The sequence below is a fragment of the Brevibacillus sp. HB1.1 genome (assembly GCF_013332445.1).
In the GTDB taxonomy this organism is placed as follows: domain Bacteria; phylum Bacillota; class Bacilli; order Brevibacillales; family Brevibacillaceae; genus Brevibacillus; species Brevibacillus porteri.
This window is the reverse complement of the sequence record NZ_JABMIV010000013.1, coordinates 33,782-50,916: the sequence shown is the minus strand read 5'-3', so window position 1 is coordinate 50,916 and position 17,135 is coordinate 33,782. Positions and strand designations below refer to the sequence as shown.

Genomic DNA, 17,135 nt, shown 5'->3' with positions numbered 1-17,135 from the left:
CTTTGTTTCTATAGCGCTTCTACTAACGTGGCCAATCCTTGACCGCCGCCTATACACAAAGAAACGATTCCGTATTTCTTTTGGCGACGTCTCAGCTCGAAAAGTATCGTACCTGCCAGTCGGGCACCGCTCATTCCGAGTGGATGACCCAACGCGATTGCTCCACCGTTTACATTCGTTTTCAAAGGGTCCAGTCCCAGTTCGCGCATGCAGGCGAGTGACTGGGAAGCAAAAGCTTCATTTAACTCAAATAGATCAATTTGATCTACGGTCATGTTCGTTTCTGCTAACAGCTTGCGGATCGCAGCGACCGGACCAATGCCCATAATGCGCGGATCTACACCAGCACTGACAAAATGAACAATGCGCCCCAAAGGAGCGATGCCTGTCTTTAGCAGCGTTTCTTCATTCATCAGCAGCAAGGCCGCTGCGCCATCGTTGATACCAGAGGAGTTGCCTGCTGTGACGCTACCATCTTTTCGGAAGGCTGGTCGCAACTTGGACAATGACTCCACACTAGAATCCCTTCTTGGGAATTCATCCGTATCAAACAGCGTTTCTTCCCCCTTTTTCCCTTTTAACGTGATGGGAATGATCTCATCGCGAAACAGACCTGCCTCTATAGCGTTGATAGCCCGAGACTGGCTCTCTGCTGCAAAACGATCCTGATCCTTACGACTGATACCAAATTGCTCCGCCACGTTTTCCGCTGTATCTCCCATGGTCAGATCGCCATAAAGCGAGACAGGAGCAGAACGAGGTCCGCCAAAGGACTCGATCAGCATCTGTCCCCCACGTTGATACGGCTGCTCGAATTTTTCCATGATATACGGTGAACGAGTCAAATTCTCTACACCGCCTGCCAGCATGACCTGACTATGTCCTGCCTGGATGGACTGCGCAGCCAAATTGACTGCCTCTAGCCCGGATGCACACACCCGATTCACTGTCAGTCCAGGTATGGTGTCAGGTAGCCCTGCTTTCAACAAACCAACGCGCGCAATGTTAATAAACGGCCCGGCCGATATGACGTTACCCATGATGACCCCATCAACAATCTCACCGGATTGTCCTGCCTTCGCAAGCGCTCCATTCAAGACAATGGCTGTCAGGTCGTCGATGGGGGTGTTCTTCAGACTTCCGCCCAGCTTGCCGATTGGTGTACGTACTGCTGTTGCTATGTACACCTTCTTGGTAGTCAAGCTCATGCCTCTACACCTACTTTTTCTTCGTACGTGTAAAAGCCTTGCCCACTGCGTACGCCGACACGCCCTGCCAGCACCAGCTTGCGTAATAGCGGCGCTGTGCGATAACGCTCCTCGGCCAGGTCGCGCTGCAAGCCTCTCGATATCGCAAAAATCTCATCCAACCCGATACGATCTGCCCATTCGAGAGGGCCGTATGGGTAGTTGGTTCCTTTTTTCATCGCGATATCGATATCGGTAGCGGTTGCTGCTTTTTCCATCAGCGTAAAGGTAGCCTCGTTGATAATGAGTGTTAAAATGCGTGGGAACACGAGACCTACCTCGTCATTTACGGTCTCCGTTGCTTTCCCGAGTGATTGAAAGAAGCCTTCCGTTGCTTGAATCGTATCCAGCTCCGTTTGCAGGGCAGGGGCAATCTCGATCAGCTCCCGTTCAACCAAGGGCACGAGCGTTCCAAATCCGCAAACGCGTTCAGGATGCTGTGTCCATGACGCTACCTCTGTCGCTGTAATCGCGAGCGAAGTTGTGATAATCGGTACGTTTGGTGGCAATAGGTCATCCAGCTCGCGTACCTGCCTCTTTTTCGCCTGCAAATCGACGCTATTTACTTCCACAGCCAATTCAATCAGCTCAGGTTCAGCCATCGCTTCTGCAAGCGTAAGCACCTGGTAACCTCTTTCCACCATCAAATGATTCAACTCTGCGTACAGCGGGCTTGTGCCCACGAGCAATACAGCCTTATTGGTTGTAATCATAGAAGCCTTCCCCCGTCTTTCTGCCCAAGCTGCCGGATTGAACCATTTGTTGCTGAATCCGGCTAGGCTTAAATCGTCCTTCATGGAAGAAGTCGGTATAGATCGATTTGGTGGTGGCAAAATTGATGTCGATGCCGATCATGTCTTGCAACTCAAACGGTCCCATTTTGAATCCGCCAGCCAGCTTCATAATGCGGTCAATCTGTTCCACACCTGCCACATGATCGCCCATGATACGCAATGCTTCATTATAGTAAGGCCGCGCGATTCGATTGACGATAAAGCCTGGGGCGTCCGTCACCAGGACAGGCACCTTGCCCAACTCTTGGGCAAATCGATACGCCACCTCCACATTTTCCTCACTCGATTTTTTCCCGCGAATAACCTCAACCAAGGGCATGACAGGTGCCGGATTGAAAAAATGAAATCCGAGAATGCGCTCGGGATGCGAAAGCCCTCCTGCAATCTCCGTAATCGAGATGGAGGAAGTATTCGTTAGTAAAAGGGCATCCTCTCTGCAAATCACAGAAAGCTGGCTGAAAATGCTTTTTTTCAAATCAAGACGCTCTGGCACCGCTTCGATGACGATATCGCAGTCTGCCAATTCCTCTATTTCCGATACGAGATGGACCAGCTCTAGCGTCTCTGCCATTTCTTGTTCACTGATTTTGCTTTTCTCCACGTCTTTTGTCAGGATCGATTCCAAATAGACAAGCGCTTTGTCCAGCACCGCCTGATTTGCATCCAGCAGCATGACCTGATGTCCTTTGCGAGCACAAACGAGAGCGATCCCCGCTCCCATCGTTCCCGCCCCGATGACGCCTACTGTTTTTATACTCACTTGGGCTTGCCTCCCTTCGCCTCTAACGGCCTGTAAAACGAGGCGCACGCTTTTCCATGAAAGCGGTGACCCCTTCCTTATGATCCGCTGTGCTGCCAGCCGCCTCTTGTGCAAAAGCTTCATATTCCAAGGTCTCTTCCAACCCCATCTCAAGCCCTTTGTACATCGTGCGCTTGATTAAACCAATCCCCTTCGTCGGCAGTGACGCCAGCTTGCGCGCATACGCCAACGCATCCTCTATGAAGCTCTCCGCAGGGTACACTTGATTGACCAATCCAATTCGCATTGCTTCCTCAGCAGATACTTTTTCCCCTGTCATCGCCAGCTCCAACGCCTTGCCGATCCCGACGATGCGTGGCAAGAAATAGCAGCCTCCTGAATCAGGAACGAGCCCGATGTTGACAAAAGCATTGACGAAGGATGCCTTTTCCGATGCCAGGCGAATATCGCACGCTAGCGCAACACTCATGCCTGCACCTGCTGCTACACCGTTTACTGCTGCAATGATCGGCTTCTCTGTTTTTTGAAACTGAAGGATCATTGGATTATAGCGATCCCGCAAGAAACCACCGTAATCCACATCTCCCCCTCCAGAAACGTCACTGAGATCCTGACCGGCATTGAACGCCCGCCCTGCCCCGGTAAGAACGATGCAGCGCACATCCGCATCCTTCTGCGCTTGCTTCAATGCATCGGTGATTTCCTTGTTCATGACGGCTGTAAACGCATTGAATTTGTCCGGACGGTTCAAGGTCACTACTGCTACGCCTTCTGACACTTCATAAAGAATCGTTTCGTACATGGCCGCCTCCTAATTTCCCGTAAAACGGGGTTTGCGCTTCTCCAGAAAAGCTTGCATGCCTTCTTTTCGATCTTCGCTTGCCAAAAGAAGATAAAAGCTGTTTCGCTCGTAATCCATCCCCTCTTGAAGAGGGAGATCACCAGCTTTGTACACGGCTTTTTTGATTACTTGTACTGCGAGCGGCGGCTGCTGGGCGATTTGCTTCGCCAGCTTGAGCGCTTCCTGGTAATACGCCTCCACTGGTACTACCCGATTGACCAATCCGTATTTCAACGCTTCTTTGGCCGAAATCGGTTCACCTGTGAGCAGCATCTCCAATGCTTTTCGCTCACCTACCGCACGCGTCAGACGCTGTGTACCACCAGCCCCAGGCATGACTCCAAGCTTGATTTCCGGTTGACCAATGACGGCTGTCTCCGAAGCGATCACGATATCGCAGTTCATCATTAATTCACAGCCACCACCGAGCACAAAGCCGCTGACGGCACCAATAATCGGCTTGGAGATAAGCGAGATGCGATCCCAAACCGCGAACTGATTGCGCTTCATGATGTCGATGGCTGATGCTTCCGCCATTTCATTAATGTCGGCACCCGCTGCGAACGCCCTCGCGTTGCCAGTCAGGATGATCACCCGAATATCCGGGTCGCGGTCCATTTGCTCCAGCTGTTCAACCAATTCGTCGACGAGCTGCAAATTCAGTGCGTTTAGAATCTTCGGTCGATTCAACGTAATGATACCGACACCATCTTCACTGGCTACGCTAATATATTCATAGGCCATGAACTGTCACACCCTTTTTTTACAGGAGCTGGTTTAAATAGCTGCCTGTGATTTGTTCCGGTTATCCACGACACGAATCGCTTTTCCTTCGCTGCGCGTCAAAGAATTCGGCGGTTGCACCCGCAGCACCACGGACACACCCAACGTATTTTTGATCTGATGGCAAATTTCTTTCACCAATGGCGAGAGAGCAGAGCTGTCATTTCCACTGATCTCATTTGCATATGCTGGTGTCAGCTCACAGTGCACCTCAAAACGGTCGAGGGCACCGTCGCGTTCAATGACGACCTGGTAGTGTGGAGCCAATTGGTGGAACGTAAGCAAAACGGACTCGATCTCTGTCGGGAACACATTGACCCCGCGAATAATGAGCATGTCATCTACACGCCCTTTGATGCGCGACATACGCATGGTTGTCCGTCCGCACTTACAGGGCTCAGTATTGAGGGAAGCGATATCACCCGTACGGTAGCGCACAACCGGGAATGCTTCTTTCGTCAGTGACGTGAATACGAGCTCGCCTTCTTGTCCATATGGGAGCACTTCTCCAGTGCTCGGATCGATAATTTCTGCGTAGAAATGGTCTTCTGCGATATGCAGGCCATCCTGCCCTTCATGACATTCAATGGAAACACCTGGCCCCATCACTTCGCTCAGCCCGTAAATGTCCACCGCTTTAATGTCGAGCTCATGCTCCAGTTGTACGCGCATTTCTTCCGACCACGGCTCTGCACCAAAAATCCCGTATTTGACACTCGTCTCACGCGGATCGATTCCTTGCTTTTTCATCTCTTCCACGATGTTGAGGACATAGGATGGCGTTGCTGCAATGCCACGTGGCTTGAAGTCCTCGATCAACGTAATTTGACGGGAGGTATTGCCACCGGATACTGGCACTGCAACTGCGCCCATGTGCTCGATGCCGTTGTGCAGACCCAATCCGCCTGTAAAAAGGCCGTAGCCATACGCGTTATGGAAAATGTCTCCCGGCTCACCACCCGCACAGCAAATGGCGCGCGCCACGATCTCCGCCCAATTCTCCAGGTCTTTTTTGGTGTAGCCGACAACAGTCGGTTTTCCTTTTGTCCCGGATGAACCGTGAATGCGTGCTACTTCCTTCATTTCGACTGCAAACAGATTGAATGGATAATTTTCTCGCAAATCTGTCTTTTTCATAAATGGGAGCTTCTGTATGTCTTCGATCGATTGGATATCTTCTGGTTTCACACCAGCTTCATTGAATGCCTTGGTGTGGAAAGAGACGCGCTCATATACGCGTTTGACCGTTTCTTTCAAGCGTGCCAGTTGCAGTTCCGTCATTTTCTCTCTTGGTAGCGTTTCCATTTCTGTATTAAAGATCATGTCGCTTCCCTCATCCCCTTGCGTTATGACTCGGTAGGAGTACTTGTTTGAAAATGTTACTCGCCCTTAAAAACTGGTTTTCGCTTTTCGCGAAAGGCTTCCAATGCTTCCAGACGATCTGTCGTGGGAATAATCACTTCATAACACATGGTTTCGATATCTAGTCCTGTCTGCAAATCGACACTGCTTCCGCGATCAATGGCTGATTTTGCCTGATACACAGCCAGCGGAGCATTTGCTAAAATCTCGTCTGCCAGCCCCATTGCCAGCTCACGCAGCTCCTCTGTATCTTTTGCAACAGCATTTACAAAACCGATTTGATACGCTTCCTGCGCTTGGATGCGCCTGGCAGTCAGGATCAGCTCCTTTGCCTTGGAGACTCCGATTAAGCGAGACAACCGCTGCGTACCACCCGCACCTGGAATGATGCCCAAGCTCACCTCTGTCAGACCCATTTTGGCATCTGCGACGGCATAGCGGAAATCACAGGCCAGCGCCAGCTCAAAACCCCCGCCAAAAGCAAATCCGTTAATCATGGCAATCGTCGGCTGCGGAAGCCTCTCCAACGCAGTAAATACATCGCGGATTTTGCGTACATTGCGGCGTACCTGCTGTTCCGCCAGTGTACGGCGCTCCTTCAGATCTGCCCCTGCGCTAAATGCTCGCCCTTCTGCCTTCACGATGACTACGCGAATCTCTTTTGCATCCAGACGTACCTGCTCAATCAAGTTTCCCAGGCGCTCCAATGCATCGTAGTTCAGCGCATTCAACTCATCTGGGCGATTCAGCGTAATCAGTCCTATATGTCCTTCACGTTCAAATCGAACGCTCTCTTCCATCATCAACGTCCTCCTTGTGCAGGCGGGTTAACCCGTGCATACGTTCCGGTAGCAAAAGCCACAAGCTTGCCATCACAAGTCACGCGTGCTTCCATCACGATCAAGCTTTTTCCTTGTTTCAATACATGAGATTGTGCCTCGAGTACCTCACCGCGAGCTGGGTGCAGGTATTGAATCTTGCTCTCCACCGTCACACATTGCTGTACACCATCCACATGAGGTGCTGCCCCATGCCCCATTGCCACATCCGCTAATGTCGCCGTAACGCCTCCGTGTACGACACCTTCGATGCTATTGAACAGCTCGGGGCGAATTTTCAGTGCTACCTTACAGCCCTGTTCATCTCGGTGCACAACTTCTATGCCCAGGTAGTGATTGAATCGATTACGGATCTCCACTGACATCTTTGCCCCCTTTCACGTATTGTCTTGAAACAGTGAAAGGAGCCTAAGCACGTGGCTTTTGGCATCCTTTCTCCGTTTTATTTTCGCTGTCAGTTATTCGTTTTCGTCGATTTCGACGAAGTAATCACTTTTCCGATAAGCCAGTGCATCCAGTGTCGCTACCAAGCCATGCTCCGTTTCTACGCGAATACGGTACCAGGCTGTTCGATTGTTTTTCTTCTCTTCGGTCGCGATTGCCACCAAGCGATTCCCTTTCATGGCAGCAGCCAAAAATCCGATGTTCATCGACAGTGCTACAGACGTTTTGCCATAGGAATTACAGGCCGCTGCAAAAACAAAGTCTGCCAGGGAGAAGATGATTGCGCCATGAGCGGTGCCATGTGCATTCAGCATATGCTCGGCAACTGTGACTTCCGCAGTCGCCGTTCCTTCTCCCAGCTCAATCAGTTTGATGCCCAAAAATTGCGCAAATGGATCTTGCTTTAGCTTCTCACAAATCTCTGTGTAATGCTTCTGATGGATCGCTTGTTCGTCTATCAATCTTTTCGTGGTCATGATTAAACTACTTCTGCAAAATGCATGGACACAATTGGTCCAGCGAAACCACGGAGGTCTTTTCCTGCTGCACGACCCTCAGGCGATGACAACGCTTCCATCAAGGCTTCTTTTGATTCAAAGTACATTTCTGCCATCAGATGCAGGTCGGATTCTCCCATTGGTGTTCCATAGATTTTGCTCACTTCCATTTTGATTAAGCCAGGCATTTTCTCTGCCAATGGGCCATGTACCTCGAAATAGTGCTTGTCAAAAGCATCGATATCTTCGGGCTTGCGATAAATCGCTACCAATTTCACCATCATGATCCCTGCTTTCCTCAGATTATAGTTGTAATGTGTGACGACTAATTCATATAACGTTATTTTAACGCATGTTAATATTTTTATTATATAAAGCCTTTGTGACAGGTGCAAGTATTTTTCAAAAAGCAAGAAAACTCTGCCGAATTGTTTTCCCTCCTTCTCTTCATGTTTATGACTGGGAAAAGGCTGACAGAATATGCTTCGATGGGGTGAATTCCATCAATTCCATCTTTTGTGGTCGGGGGAAGCCCTGCCACATGTTTTCCAGTCGCCTGTATCCTCTCTTCGTTCGGGCGGTCTCCTTCCAAACATGTGACAGGACTTTCGAACAGCTGTGGCTGCATTTGATTTTTCAAAAATTTGTTATGGTATTTCAAGAAGTCCTCATTGAATTAGCTTTCTCGGAGTTTAATAAAAGCCACGTGGGAAGAAGCGAATTTCCAGTCAAGCGCCTCTGGAGCCCGACCTAGCTCCGGAAAAAATGGCGGGGAATTTCAGCTTCACTTATGAAAAACCTCCTCGAAACTTCTACGTTTGAAGCGCTCCCGCCATTTTTTCCGGAGCGGACAGTTCCACCCCTTGCAGGGCGTAGGCCGAAGCGTAGACTGGAAATTCGCTTCTTCCCCTCCACCACAGCTCCTTTAAACGCAAAAAAGAGGACAGACCCAATGTCTGTCCTCTTCTATTCGCTCCACTTCCTAGATCCAAACCCAGAAAATAAAGACGAAAATTGCCAACAGGATTACGAATAACCCTGCAAAAATACTGATACGTGCAAACTCATGACCTTTTTGATCCATGTGCATCCAGACATACAGCTGGAAGAACGCTTGAACGAAGGCCAAAGCAACGATGAATGGTACGGTAAAACCTGATGGAATTGCTTCATACGCCACTGCAATGAATGCCAGTGCAGTCAATACGAGAGATCCGATGAAAGCAACTAGGTGTCTTTTCGGACCCTCGTGTTTGACTTTCGGCTTGCGTACCTCTTCATTATGAGCTTGTGCTCCCATAGATTATCCCACCTTTCCACCGATCATACCCATGAGATATACCACGGTAAAGATGAATACCCATACAACGTCGATAAAGTGCCAGTACAGACATGCCAGATAGAACTTCGGTGCAGTTACTACCGTCAGGCCCTTTTTCGTCGCAGATACTTGCAAAAGGATGATCCAGCTAATCCCGAACGCTACGTGAGCTCCGTGGAATCCAACCAAGGTGTAGAAGGCAGATGAGAATGCACTTGTTGACATTTTCAGTCCTTCATTCACATAGTGTACAAACTCGTAAATCTCCAAAGCAAGGAAGCCGAGACCGAGCAATACAGTGATGGTCAGCCAAAGCTGAATCTTCTTCAGGTCTTTCTTGTGCAGAGCCAGCGTAGCCATAACACTTGTCATCGAGCTGGTAAGCAAGAGAAGTGTTGCCACGGCAACGAGATTCATGTCAAACAACGATTGGGACGTCGGTCCACCATTTGCCTGATCACGAAGAGCGATAAATGTTGCAAACAAGGAACCGAAGAGAACTGTCTCTCCACCAAGGAAGAGCCAGAAGCCAAGAACCTTATTCTTGCCTTCAAGGGTGGCTTTTTCCGGTTCGTCAGGCAACACTGCATGTGCATGATGGTTAGCCATTAAGCCTTTACCCCTTTCTCGTCGAGTTCATCCTCATGAATGTGATAACCTGGATCGTCTTTCACAGAACGGGTAAACATGCAGCCCAGTGTAAAGAGCAATCCAATAACTACGACCACGTAGTTGTGGTAGATAAAGCCATAACCTGCAATGAACAGACCGAGAGACATCAAGAATGGCAGGAACGATGGTGATGGCATGTGAATGTCACCGATTGGTTCTGCAGGTGTCATACCTTTGTTACCAGCCATCTTCTCAACCCACAACGCATCCAAACCACGAACGAGAGGGGTTTGAACAAAGTTGTATTCTGGGGGCGGCGAAGGAATCGCCCATTCGAGTGAACGTCCATCCCATGGATCTGCAGGAGCGCGTTTGGAGCTTTTCGCTGCAACGACTACGTTGATCAAGAATAGGATGGTACCGATCGTCATACCAAATGCACCAATCGTACTGATAAAGTTCCCCATATCCAGGTTCTGATCCTTGAGGTATGTAAAGACGCGACGCGGCATCCCCATCAGACCCAGGAAGTGTTGCGGGAAGAAGGTAAGGTGGAAACCAATGAAGAACGTCCAGAAGTTCCATTTACCGATTGTTTCGTTCAGCATTTTACCGAACATTTTCGGCCACCAGTAGTAAAGACCAGCGAAGAGACCGAATACGAGACCCCCTACGATAACGTAGTGGAAGTGAGCAACTACGAAATAACTGTCATGGTATTGGTAGTCAGCTGGCGGAACCGCAAGCATAACCCCTGTCATACCACCGATTGTAAACGTTGGGATAAATCCTACTGCAAACAGGTTTGCGGTAGGGAAGCGGATTTGACCGCCCCACATGGTCAACAGCCAGTTAAAGATTTTGATACCTGTAGGAACAGCAATCAACATGGTTGCAAGTCCAAACAGCGTGTTGGCAATTGCGCCCAAACCTGTTGTGAACATGTGGTGAGCCCACACCATGAAGCCCAAGAAACCGATCAGCGCAGTTGCAAATACCATGGAGCTGTAACCAAACAGACGCTTTCTTGAGAATGTAGAAACCACTTCAGAAATGATACCGAATGCTGGGAGAATCAAAATGTATACTTCGGGGTGACCGAAGATCCAGAACAAGTGCTCCCAGATAACAACGTTACCACCTGCGTCAGGGTTGAAAAAGTTTCCGCCGAACAAACGGTCAAACATCAACAGAACCAAACCAACCGTAATCGCAGGGAATGCGAAGAGGATCAAACCGGATGTAATAAAGGACGACCAGGTGAACATTGGCATACGCATGAATGTCATACCTGGAGCACGCATGTTGATGATGGTAACCAAGAAGTTAATACCACCAATCAGCGTTCCAAGACCGGCAATTTGCAAACCGAGTACGTAGAAGTCTACGCCGATTCCACTGTATTGATTCAAAGCCAAAGTTGTATACGATGTCCAACCAGCATCAGGTGCGCCACCCAAGAACCAGCTTGTGTTCAATAGCACTCCCCCGAAGAAGAATAGCCAGAATCCGAGTGCGTTAACAAACGGGAATGCTACGTCGCGTGCACCGATTTGAAGGGGAACAATCGCATTCATCAAAGCAAAAATGATCGGCATAACTGCCAAGAAAATCATCGTGGTGCCGTGCATCGTAATTAATTCGTTAAACGTCTTGGCACCAACCAATTGAATCTCTGGGTACATCAACTGCAAACGAATCAGCAGGGCTTCCAAACCACCGGCCAAGAAGAAAATTCCACCAGCAATCAGATACAGGATCGCAATTTTCTTATGGTCCACTGTCGTAAGATAATCCCACAGCCCCGAGCGATTTGGTGCATGAGAAGCATGTGCAGACACGGGTTTACCTCCTTTTTAAGCGTCACTGCCTATGACGATTGTCAATGCAATAAGTTTTATGAGGTTTTACTTTACTTTTTTTCGCTTACGCTCAATGTCTCCATGTACTCTACAAGCGCTTTCACTTGGTTGTCATCGAGGTTGAGGTTAGGCATTTTGTTGCCCGGTTTCATTTTTTGCGGATCTTTCAGCCACTCTGCAATGTTTTCAGGCGTATGTGCTTTGATACCTGCTACACGTTCGCGATCTGCAAAGTTAGTCAGGTTTGGCCCCATCTTACCGCCTTTACCTGCCACAGCGTGACATCCCAAACAGCTCTTATCGAAGATTTGTTGACCTTCTGCAGCCAGTGGAGAAGTTGCCGTTACAGGTTCTTTTGCCTGAACGCCCTTCATGTTAGCTACCCAAGTGTCAAAATCTGCTTGTTCCTTTACTTCTACCTTGAAGTCCATCAAGGCATGGGACGCTCCACAGAGCTCCGCACATTTACCGTAGTAAATGCCTGTTTTGTCTGCTTGCAGCCACAATTTGTTTTCTTGCCCTGGGTTCGTATCGATTTTACCGCCCAATGCAGGAATCCAGAATGCGTGCTTTACATCAGACGCTGATAATACGAATTGAACCTTTTTGCCAACTGGCAATACCAAGTCTTGTGCAGTCGATACGCCAAGATCAGGATACTCGAATTCCCACCAGAATTGGTGAGCGGTAACCTTTACTTGAACTGCTTCCTCTTTCGGAAACTCCTTGTGCAGTGCGAAACCGGTAGTAACAGTTGGAATCGCCATGATGATAAGAAGCAAGAAAGGAATTACCGTCCAAAGAATTTCAAGTGCATGATTTCCTTCGACCTGCTTAGGAATGCCTTGCTGTCCGGGACGCTTACGATAACGGATAAGGACGTACGTAAAGATCGTCATAACGACAATGAAGACGCCGATCATGATAGCGGAGGACAGCTTCATCAGGTCAAACTGCATCGCAGCTACCGGACCAGAGGGCTTGAGCGCTGAGAGCTCATCTTTGCCACACCCGGTTAACACTAGCGCCAGCAGAGCAAACAGGGAAAACTGACGCCAATACTGTTGCCAACCCTTCATACCAATGAACCCCTCTTTCTTCGTGTTGGTAACGTTCTAGCCACGCCTACAACTAGAAGTTTTCGTACTTTTCTATCTGAATGAAGAAATCGCATTCAATACTTTCCACAACTATAATGCCCAAACAGGAAAAGTATTAGCAGCAATTCCAAAAACAAACAGGAAAGTAAGGGGCAGTATTGCACACTTCTACCCAAGCGTGGTAACCATTTAAGTATACATAAATTTTCCTTAATACAAAGGCTATTTGTTATGATTTTGTTAACAAATTTATGAACAAATTTGTGAACTTTGCAGTTAAATCCTACCATAACATCCAAATCAAAGGAGAATTCCATGCAAAAAAGACCAATTGCACTAGTCACTGGTACCTCAAGTGGCTTTGGCAAGCACGCATCAGTCGCTTTAGTCAAGGCTGGTTTTCAGGTAATTGCTGCTATGCGTGATCTAGCAAAAAGAGACCCTCTTGACAAATTGGCAAGCTTGCATATAGATCCTGAGCATCTGGAAGTCCTTTCCCTTGATGTTACGCTTCCGGAACAAATTCAGGATGCGATCTCCTCCATCATTGCAAAGCATGGGCGCATTGATCTGTTGGTGAACAATGCCGGCTACGCGTTGGGCGGCTTTGCGGAGGAAGTCTCTTCTGAGGAATGGCGCAAGCAGTTTGATGTAAATGTGTTCGGACTGATCGACGTCACTCGGGCAGTCTTGCCTTATATGCGGCAGCAACAATCTGGACGAATTATTAACGTAAGTAGCATCAGTGGGCGATTTGGATTCCCCGGTCTCTCGCCGTATGCCGCATCCAAGCATGCAGTCGAAGGCTTCAGTGAATCACTTCGCCTTGAAATGCTACCCTTTCAGGTTCAAGTCGTCCTTGTTGAGCCCGGCTCCTTTCGTACAGCAATCTGGGAGAAAGGCATGCAAGACCAACAGCTTGATGAAGCCTCTCCATACGCCTCCCAAATGAAACAACTGATGCGTCACGTAGAAGCGATCATAGAAAAGGCACCTGCTCCCGACGCAGTCATCTCGACGATTGTCCATGCGGCCACCACTCCCAAGCCACGATTCCGCTACCCGGTTGGTCGAGGCGTGGCGCTCACGATGGCCGCAAAAAATTGGCTTCCGTGGTCATGGATTGAGCGAATCGTGACAAAGCGATCGTGATGTTTTGTTTATGCATAAAAGAACACACCCCCGTAAGGAGTGTGTTTGCACGTTGAACACTATACACTTTCCGTTCGTCCTGTGCGTATCAGCCAAACATGTTGGATATATTCAGCTACACCAAAAAATATCGCAACAAATCCGGCCCCGATTGCGGCGATTTGAGCCGTCGGCAAAAACACAATGCTTCCATAAACGATCAAAAAGCCGATAATCAAATCAAACATGGTCGTCAGCCAAAGACTCCCTGATGTAAGAATCGCCCTATCCAAAAAATATCCGGCGACTGCCAAGACAAATCCGACTCCGACAGACTGATATAGATTTGCGAAATTCACTTCTGGAAAGAGAGCATCTGCCAAAACGACTAACACCGGACTAACGAGCAGCTTCATCAAAAGACCGTCCACGTCTATTTACTCTCCTTTACTGGGGGTGTACTCAGTATGCCCCTCGTTTACTTCAGCCATGTCATGACTCCGTCGTATACCGGCTTGTAAACCATTTCCATCCAATAAACAGGATTGGGGACAACCCCTTTTTCGGCTCCTGCGTACAAGCCTACACTGATGACAAGCAACCCGAGAAAGACAGCGATCTCTTTGCGCTGCCGCTTCCGAATCAATCGGGGTAGCTCGTATGCACAAACGATTATGGATACAACGATGACAGCAAATGTCGACATACAAACTCCCCCTGATCCTGTTGCACAATCACTTTTCGTCAAAGGCATTATTGATGGTTCCTAAACGTCTGATTTTCACATCAGCTATGACATGTACAGGCAGCTTGGTAAATTCCTTTTCCCAATTACTCCCTATCTTCTTCCATACTTTCGGGTATTTTCGATGGATCGCTTCGCCGAATCCATAGATATCTATGCCATTTTTCTTGGCATTGGCAATTGCTTTTGTCGCTAATGCTTCCATTGATTTTTCCGACTCTTTTTCCAGGTCTTTGATCGTATCCATGTTAGTCAGATCGAGTTTGCATTGCACTTCCCCAATATCATTTTCCAAACCGATGTGAACGATGATTTCAGGCCTGCCATTTTTCATGGTAGCCTCGATTTTAGCGTCGGCGCGCATGACTTCCATCGTCAAGAGGCCTCCCCCCTTGCAAGGCATGCTTCCAACCGTGCTTTTTACTTTACCCGTAATGTAACTATACGCTTTGCTGTCCGCTTCACTCAGCCAAGTGATCAGCTTATCCCCCCGGAACGTAGCCAATGTCGTGTATTGAAGCAGGACAGGTGTATCTATTTCTTCAACATTTTTTCGTTCGTCTCCCTCACTACCTGGCCCAGCCGTGCGGATACCTGTCAATACTGCTTGCTTTCCCTTGCTGGTAAAGTCGGTAATCAATTGATCCATCGTAACTGCTGCGGTAGGCGCCCATACTTTGGAAGATGTCTCCAAAGAAGCAAACATTTCTGTGGAAGGAATTTGTTCAAGCGGTGTGATCACTTTCAAGATATTGCGGGCTGTTGTTCCTCTAGCTACGGCGATATAAAAATCAGTTCGAAACTCATGGTCGCGTGAGACAAAATCAGTGATTGGAGAGATCCCTTCCCTGGCCACCTCCTCGCCAAATATGAGCATCCTGGTGTGCGCCATGTATATTTTACGCGGAGATACCGTGGTCATTTTACGCACAGCCTCAAAGATGGTCGGAGCGTTCATGGTAAAGAGCGTAACGGGCGCACGTCCAGGCTTCCCTTTGTTGGCCGCGACCTCTGCCGGGTCTACAACTTGAACGGAAACTTGATAGCCTCCTTGCACTTTATCAATACCGATCCCAACAGCAATCGCCAAATCGTTCAGTTCTTTGCGATCCCAACAACCAGCTAGGATAATAACGAGCACGATGCAGAGAAGAACTTTTATCCCTTTCACTGGTGCCCACTCCTTTACATGCTGTGAAAAGCCTCTTACTTCTGCGGTGGTAATGGCTTTATCCCTTTAGATTGGCGACGCAAATTGTTTTTGGTAATCGATTCAGGGCGTTTGTCCAAGGCCCAGCGAGGCAAGCGAAGGATCGTGTCTCTTTGCTCTTTCAAGGAAAACGGGGCAAACGATTCCATATACGGTACGCCAAATGAGCGCAGACTGCATAAATGCAACACTAAGGCAAGCATCCCTACAATGACCCCGTATATGCCAAAAGAAGCAGCCAGAACCATCAGGGGAAAACGAAGAATCCTCACGGTAATCGACATATTGCTCGCTGGGAAAATAAAGCTGGATATTGCGGTAATCGAGACCACAATGACCATCGCGGCCGAAACAATCCCCGCTTCCACCGCTGCTTGTCCGATAACCAGTGTTCCCACGATGGAAATGGCTTGACCTACTGCTCGCGGCATGCGGATTCCAGCCTCTCGCAATATCTCAAAAGCCACTTCCATCATGATCGCCTCAATAAAGGCTGGAAAGGGCACTCCTTCTCGCTGTGCCGCCAAGCTAATTAGCAACTGTGTCGGGAGCATCTCTTGGTGGAAGGTCGTAATGGCGATATAGAGGGAGGGAGCAAGCAACGCGATTAAAAAACAGGCAAACCGCAGCATGCGAATCAACGTACTAAAATCAAAGCGCTGATAGTAGTCTTCCGCTGAATGAAAAAACTCAACAAAGAGAGAGGGCACGGTCAAAACAAAGGGAGTCCCATCTACAAGAATCGCTACGCGTCCCTCTAATAGATTCGCAGCCACCACATCCGGGCGCTCCGAGTTTGAGATCGTGGGGAAAGGCGTGTAAGCTTCGTCCTGGATCAACTCCTCAATCATTCCGCTTTCCATGATGCCATCGATGCTGATTCGATCCAGTCTATTGCGTACTTCTTCTACAACACCCTCTTCTACAATCCCTTTCATATACACAACCGCGACTTCTGTCTTGGTTTCCTCGCCAATTCTGTTCAATTCAATCCATAGCTTTTCACTGGAAATCCGTCTCCGTAGCAATGTAATATTCGTACGGAGTGTCTCCGTGAAGCTTTCCCGCGGTCCACGAATGACTGTTTGGGATGACGGCTCAGTGACTCCTCTATCCCTCCACTCCTGCAAACCAATATGAATTCCTTGCGAGCAGCCATCTATGAGAATAATGACACAGCCGGACAGCAATGCTGTAAACAATGTGGGAAAGTCGAATAAATCCCCCATATCCCCAACGGTCAGGACCGATTCTTTTAAAAAGGGAACGAACTCGTCCTCGCGTATCCCTTCCCATTCCTTCAAACGCGTCTTGTATAAAAGACTATCGATTAATACGGCTTGTACCAAATACGAATCAACCATGCCATCCGCATACAAGACAGCTGCCCGAATGGGTTCTAGGCTATTTAGGACTACCTCTCGAATCACAATATCATTGCTGTATCCGAGCGATTCTTTAATATAGTGAACGTTGTCGTCTAAGCTGCAACCAATCTGAGCCATTCGGATTGCTCCTCACATCGGCAATTATGAACACAGTTTCTCCGATTGCTCCCATTACTAAACAAAACGCTCCTATCCGTTT

The 17,135-nt window shown here is 48.5% G+C and carries 19 protein-coding genes; 1 reads left to right on the top strand and 18 read right to left on the bottom strand.

Translation table 11 applies throughout. The features are described 5' to 3' along the window. Positions 1-8 precede the first annotated feature (8 nt). The 14 genes from HPY27_RS25835 to coxB form a co-directional block, all read right to left on the bottom strand. Positions 9-1,208, bottom strand: coding sequence for a thiolase family protein (locus tag HPY27_RS25835; protein WP_174226316.1), 1,200 nt, complete (start codon positions 1,206-1,208; stop codon positions 9-11). Beyond that, the gene (locus HPY27_RS25830; protein ID WP_069849028.1) at positions 1,205-1,960 is read right to left on the bottom strand and encodes a 3-hydroxyacyl-CoA dehydrogenase family protein; all 756 of its coding nucleotides are present in this window, start codon (positions 1,958-1,960) and stop codon (positions 1,205-1,207) included. Before HPY27_RS25830 ends, HPY27_RS25835 begins: the two co-directional genes overlap by 4 nt. Continuing rightward, the gene (locus tag HPY27_RS25825) at positions 1,944-2,801 is read right to left on the bottom strand and encodes a 3-hydroxyacyl-CoA dehydrogenase family protein (protein WP_017251573.1); all 858 of its coding nucleotides are present in this window, start codon (positions 2,799-2,801) and stop codon (positions 1,944-1,946) included. Before HPY27_RS25825 ends, HPY27_RS25830 begins: the two co-directional genes overlap by 17 nt. Positions 2,802-2,823: 22 nt before the next feature. Then, the gene (locus HPY27_RS25820) at positions 2,824-3,603 is read right to left on the bottom strand and encodes an enoyl-CoA hydratase-related protein (RefSeq protein WP_017251574.1); all 780 of its coding nucleotides are present in this window, start codon (positions 3,601-3,603) and stop codon (positions 2,824-2,826) included. Positions 3,604-3,612: 9 nt separating this feature from the next. Further along, positions 3,613-4,386 carry an enoyl-CoA hydratase-related protein gene (locus tag HPY27_RS25815; protein ID WP_173622845.1) on the bottom strand — a complete coding sequence of 258 codons (774 nt, stop codon included), beginning with the start codon at positions 4,384-4,386 and terminating at the stop codon, positions 3,613-3,615. Between the two features lie 33 nt (positions 4,387-4,419). Continuing rightward, entirely contained in the window at positions 4,420-5,748 is a 1,329-nt protein-coding gene (locus tag HPY27_RS25810) for a phenylacetate--CoA ligase family protein (protein WP_173622844.1), read from the bottom strand. 56 nt (positions 5,749-5,804) lie between these two features. Continuing rightward, on the bottom strand, positions 5,805-6,590 hold the full coding sequence (locus HPY27_RS25805) for an enoyl-CoA hydratase-related protein (RefSeq protein ID WP_174226315.1): 786 nt from the start codon (positions 6,588-6,590) through the stop codon (positions 5,805-5,807). Beyond that, positions 6,590-6,991, bottom strand: coding sequence for a PaaI family thioesterase (locus HPY27_RS25800; protein WP_016741459.1), 402 nt, complete (start codon positions 6,989-6,991; stop codon positions 6,590-6,592). The genes HPY27_RS25805 and HPY27_RS25800 overlap by 1 nt, the downstream gene beginning before the upstream one ends. A 93-nt stretch (positions 6,992-7,084) precedes the next feature. Beyond that, the gene (locus HPY27_RS25795) at positions 7,085-7,546 is read right to left on the bottom strand and encodes a PaaI family thioesterase (protein WP_173622843.1); all 462 of its coding nucleotides are present in this window, start codon (positions 7,544-7,546) and stop codon (positions 7,085-7,087) included. A gap of 2 nt (positions 7,547-7,548) precedes the next feature. Next, entirely contained in the window at positions 7,549-7,848 is a 300-nt protein-coding gene (locus HPY27_RS25790) for an EthD family reductase (protein ID WP_007723387.1), read from the bottom strand. 701 nt (positions 7,849-8,549) lie between these two features. Further along, the gene (locus HPY27_RS25785) at positions 8,550-8,867 is read right to left on the bottom strand and encodes a cytochrome C oxidase subunit IV family protein (RefSeq protein ID WP_007723383.1); all 318 of its coding nucleotides are present in this window, start codon (positions 8,865-8,867) and stop codon (positions 8,550-8,552) included. Between the two features lie 3 nt (positions 8,868-8,870). Then, positions 8,871-9,497 carry a cytochrome c oxidase subunit 3 gene (locus HPY27_RS25780; RefSeq protein WP_017251582.1) on the bottom strand — a complete coding sequence of 209 codons (627 nt, stop codon included), beginning with the start codon at positions 9,495-9,497 and terminating at the stop codon, positions 8,871-8,873. After that, positions 9,497-11,341 (bottom strand): cytochrome c oxidase subunit I, encoded by a 1,845-nt coding sequence (gene ctaD, locus HPY27_RS25775; RefSeq protein ID WP_017251583.1) that lies wholly within the window; start codon positions 11,339-11,341, stop codon positions 9,497-9,499. The genes HPY27_RS25780 and ctaD overlap by 1 nt, the downstream gene beginning before the upstream one ends. Positions 11,342-11,412: 71 nt before the next feature. After that, positions 11,413-12,441: a cytochrome c oxidase subunit II gene (gene coxB, locus HPY27_RS25770; RefSeq protein ID WP_017251584.1), complete on the bottom strand. Its 1,029-nt coding sequence runs from the start codon at positions 12,439-12,441 to the stop codon at positions 11,413-11,415. 336 nt (positions 12,442-12,777) lie between these two features. Here coxB and HPY27_RS25765 point away from each other — a divergent pair, with 336 nt between their 5' ends. Next, positions 12,778-13,614: an oxidoreductase gene (locus HPY27_RS25765; protein ID WP_174226314.1), complete on the top strand. Its 837-nt coding sequence runs from the start codon at positions 12,778-12,780 to the stop codon at positions 13,612-13,614. Positions 13,615-13,673: 59 nt separating this feature from the next. On the opposite strand, the gene HPY27_RS25760 is transcribed toward HPY27_RS25765, so the two are convergent. The 4 genes from HPY27_RS25760 to HPY27_RS25745 are packed head-to-tail and all read right to left on the bottom strand — an operon-like array spanning position 13,674 to position 17,053. Further along, complete coding sequence (locus HPY27_RS25760) at positions 13,674-14,024, bottom strand: DUF2512 family protein (protein WP_017251586.1); 351 nt, start codon at positions 14,022-14,024, stop codon at positions 13,674-13,676. Between the two features lie 47 nt (positions 14,025-14,071). Beyond that, positions 14,072-14,299, bottom strand: coding sequence for a hypothetical protein (locus HPY27_RS25755; RefSeq protein WP_017251587.1), 228 nt, complete (start codon positions 14,297-14,299; stop codon positions 14,072-14,074). A gap of 28 nt (positions 14,300-14,327) precedes the next feature. After that, positions 14,328-15,509, bottom strand: a complete 1,182-nt coding sequence (locus HPY27_RS25750) for a Ger(x)C family spore germination protein (protein ID WP_174226313.1) — start codon at positions 15,507-15,509, stop codon at positions 14,328-14,330. A 35-nt stretch (positions 15,510-15,544) separates the two neighbouring features. Further along, positions 15,545-17,053: a spore germination protein gene (locus HPY27_RS25745; RefSeq protein ID WP_174226312.1), complete on the bottom strand. Its 1,509-nt coding sequence runs from the start codon at positions 17,051-17,053 to the stop codon at positions 15,545-15,547. Between the last annotated feature and the right edge of the window lie 82 nt (positions 17,054-17,135).

Bases quoted from the DNA above. Each gene is read 5' to 3' on its own strand.
- HPY27_RS25790 (WP_007723387.1), bottom strand. From the start codon at position 7,848: ATGGTGAAATTGGTAGCGATTTATCGCAAGCCCGAAGATATCGATGCT.
- HPY27_RS25755 (WP_017251587.1), bottom strand. From the start codon at position 14,299: ATGTCGACATTTGCTGTCATCGTTGTATCCATAATCGTTTGTGCATAC.
- HPY27_RS25780 (WP_017251582.1), bottom strand. From the start codon at position 9,497: ATGGCTAACCATCATGCACATGCAGTGTTGCCTGACGAACCGGAAAAA.
- HPY27_RS25800 (WP_016741459.1), bottom strand. From the start codon at position 6,991: ATGTCAGTGGAGATCCGTAATCGATTCAATCACTACCTGGGCATAGAA.
- HPY27_RS25835 (WP_174226316.1), bottom strand. From the start codon at position 1,208: ATGAGCTTGACTACCAAGAAGGTGTACATAGCAACAGCAGTACGTACA.
- HPY27_RS25820 (WP_017251574.1), bottom strand. From the start codon at position 3,603: ATGTACGAAACGATTCTTTATGAAGTGTCAGAAGGCGTAGCAGTAGTG.
- HPY27_RS25830 (WP_069849028.1), bottom strand. From the start codon at position 1,960: ATGATTACAACCAATAAGGCTGTATTGCTCGTGGGCACAAGCCCGCTG.
- HPY27_RS25785 (WP_007723383.1), bottom strand. From the start codon at position 8,867: ATGGGAGCACAAGCTCATAATGAAGAGGTACGCAAGCCGAAAGTCAAA.
- HPY27_RS25745 (WP_174226312.1), bottom strand. From the start codon at position 17,053: ATGGCTCAGATTGGTTGCAGCTTAGACGACAACGTTCACTATATTAAA.
- HPY27_RS25765 (WP_174226314.1), top strand. From the start codon at position 12,778: ATGCAAAAAAGACCAATTGCACTAGTCACTGGTACCTCAAGTGGCTTT.
- HPY27_RS25795 (WP_173622843.1), bottom strand. From the start codon at position 7,546: ATGACCACGAAAAGATTGATAGACGAACAAGCGATCCATCAGAAGCAT.
- coxB (WP_017251584.1), bottom strand. From the start codon at position 12,441: ATGAAGGGTTGGCAACAGTATTGGCGTCAGTTTTCCCTGTTTGCTCTG.
- HPY27_RS25810 (WP_173622844.1), bottom strand. From the start codon at position 5,748: ATGATCTTTAATACAGAAATGGAAACGCTACCAAGAGAGAAAATGACG.
- HPY27_RS25805 (WP_174226315.1), bottom strand. From the start codon at position 6,590: ATGATGGAAGAGAGCGTTCGATTTGAACGTGAAGGACATATAGGACTG.
- HPY27_RS25815 (WP_173622845.1), bottom strand. From the start codon at position 4,386: ATGGCCTATGAATATATTAGCGTAGCCAGTGAAGATGGTGTCGGTATC.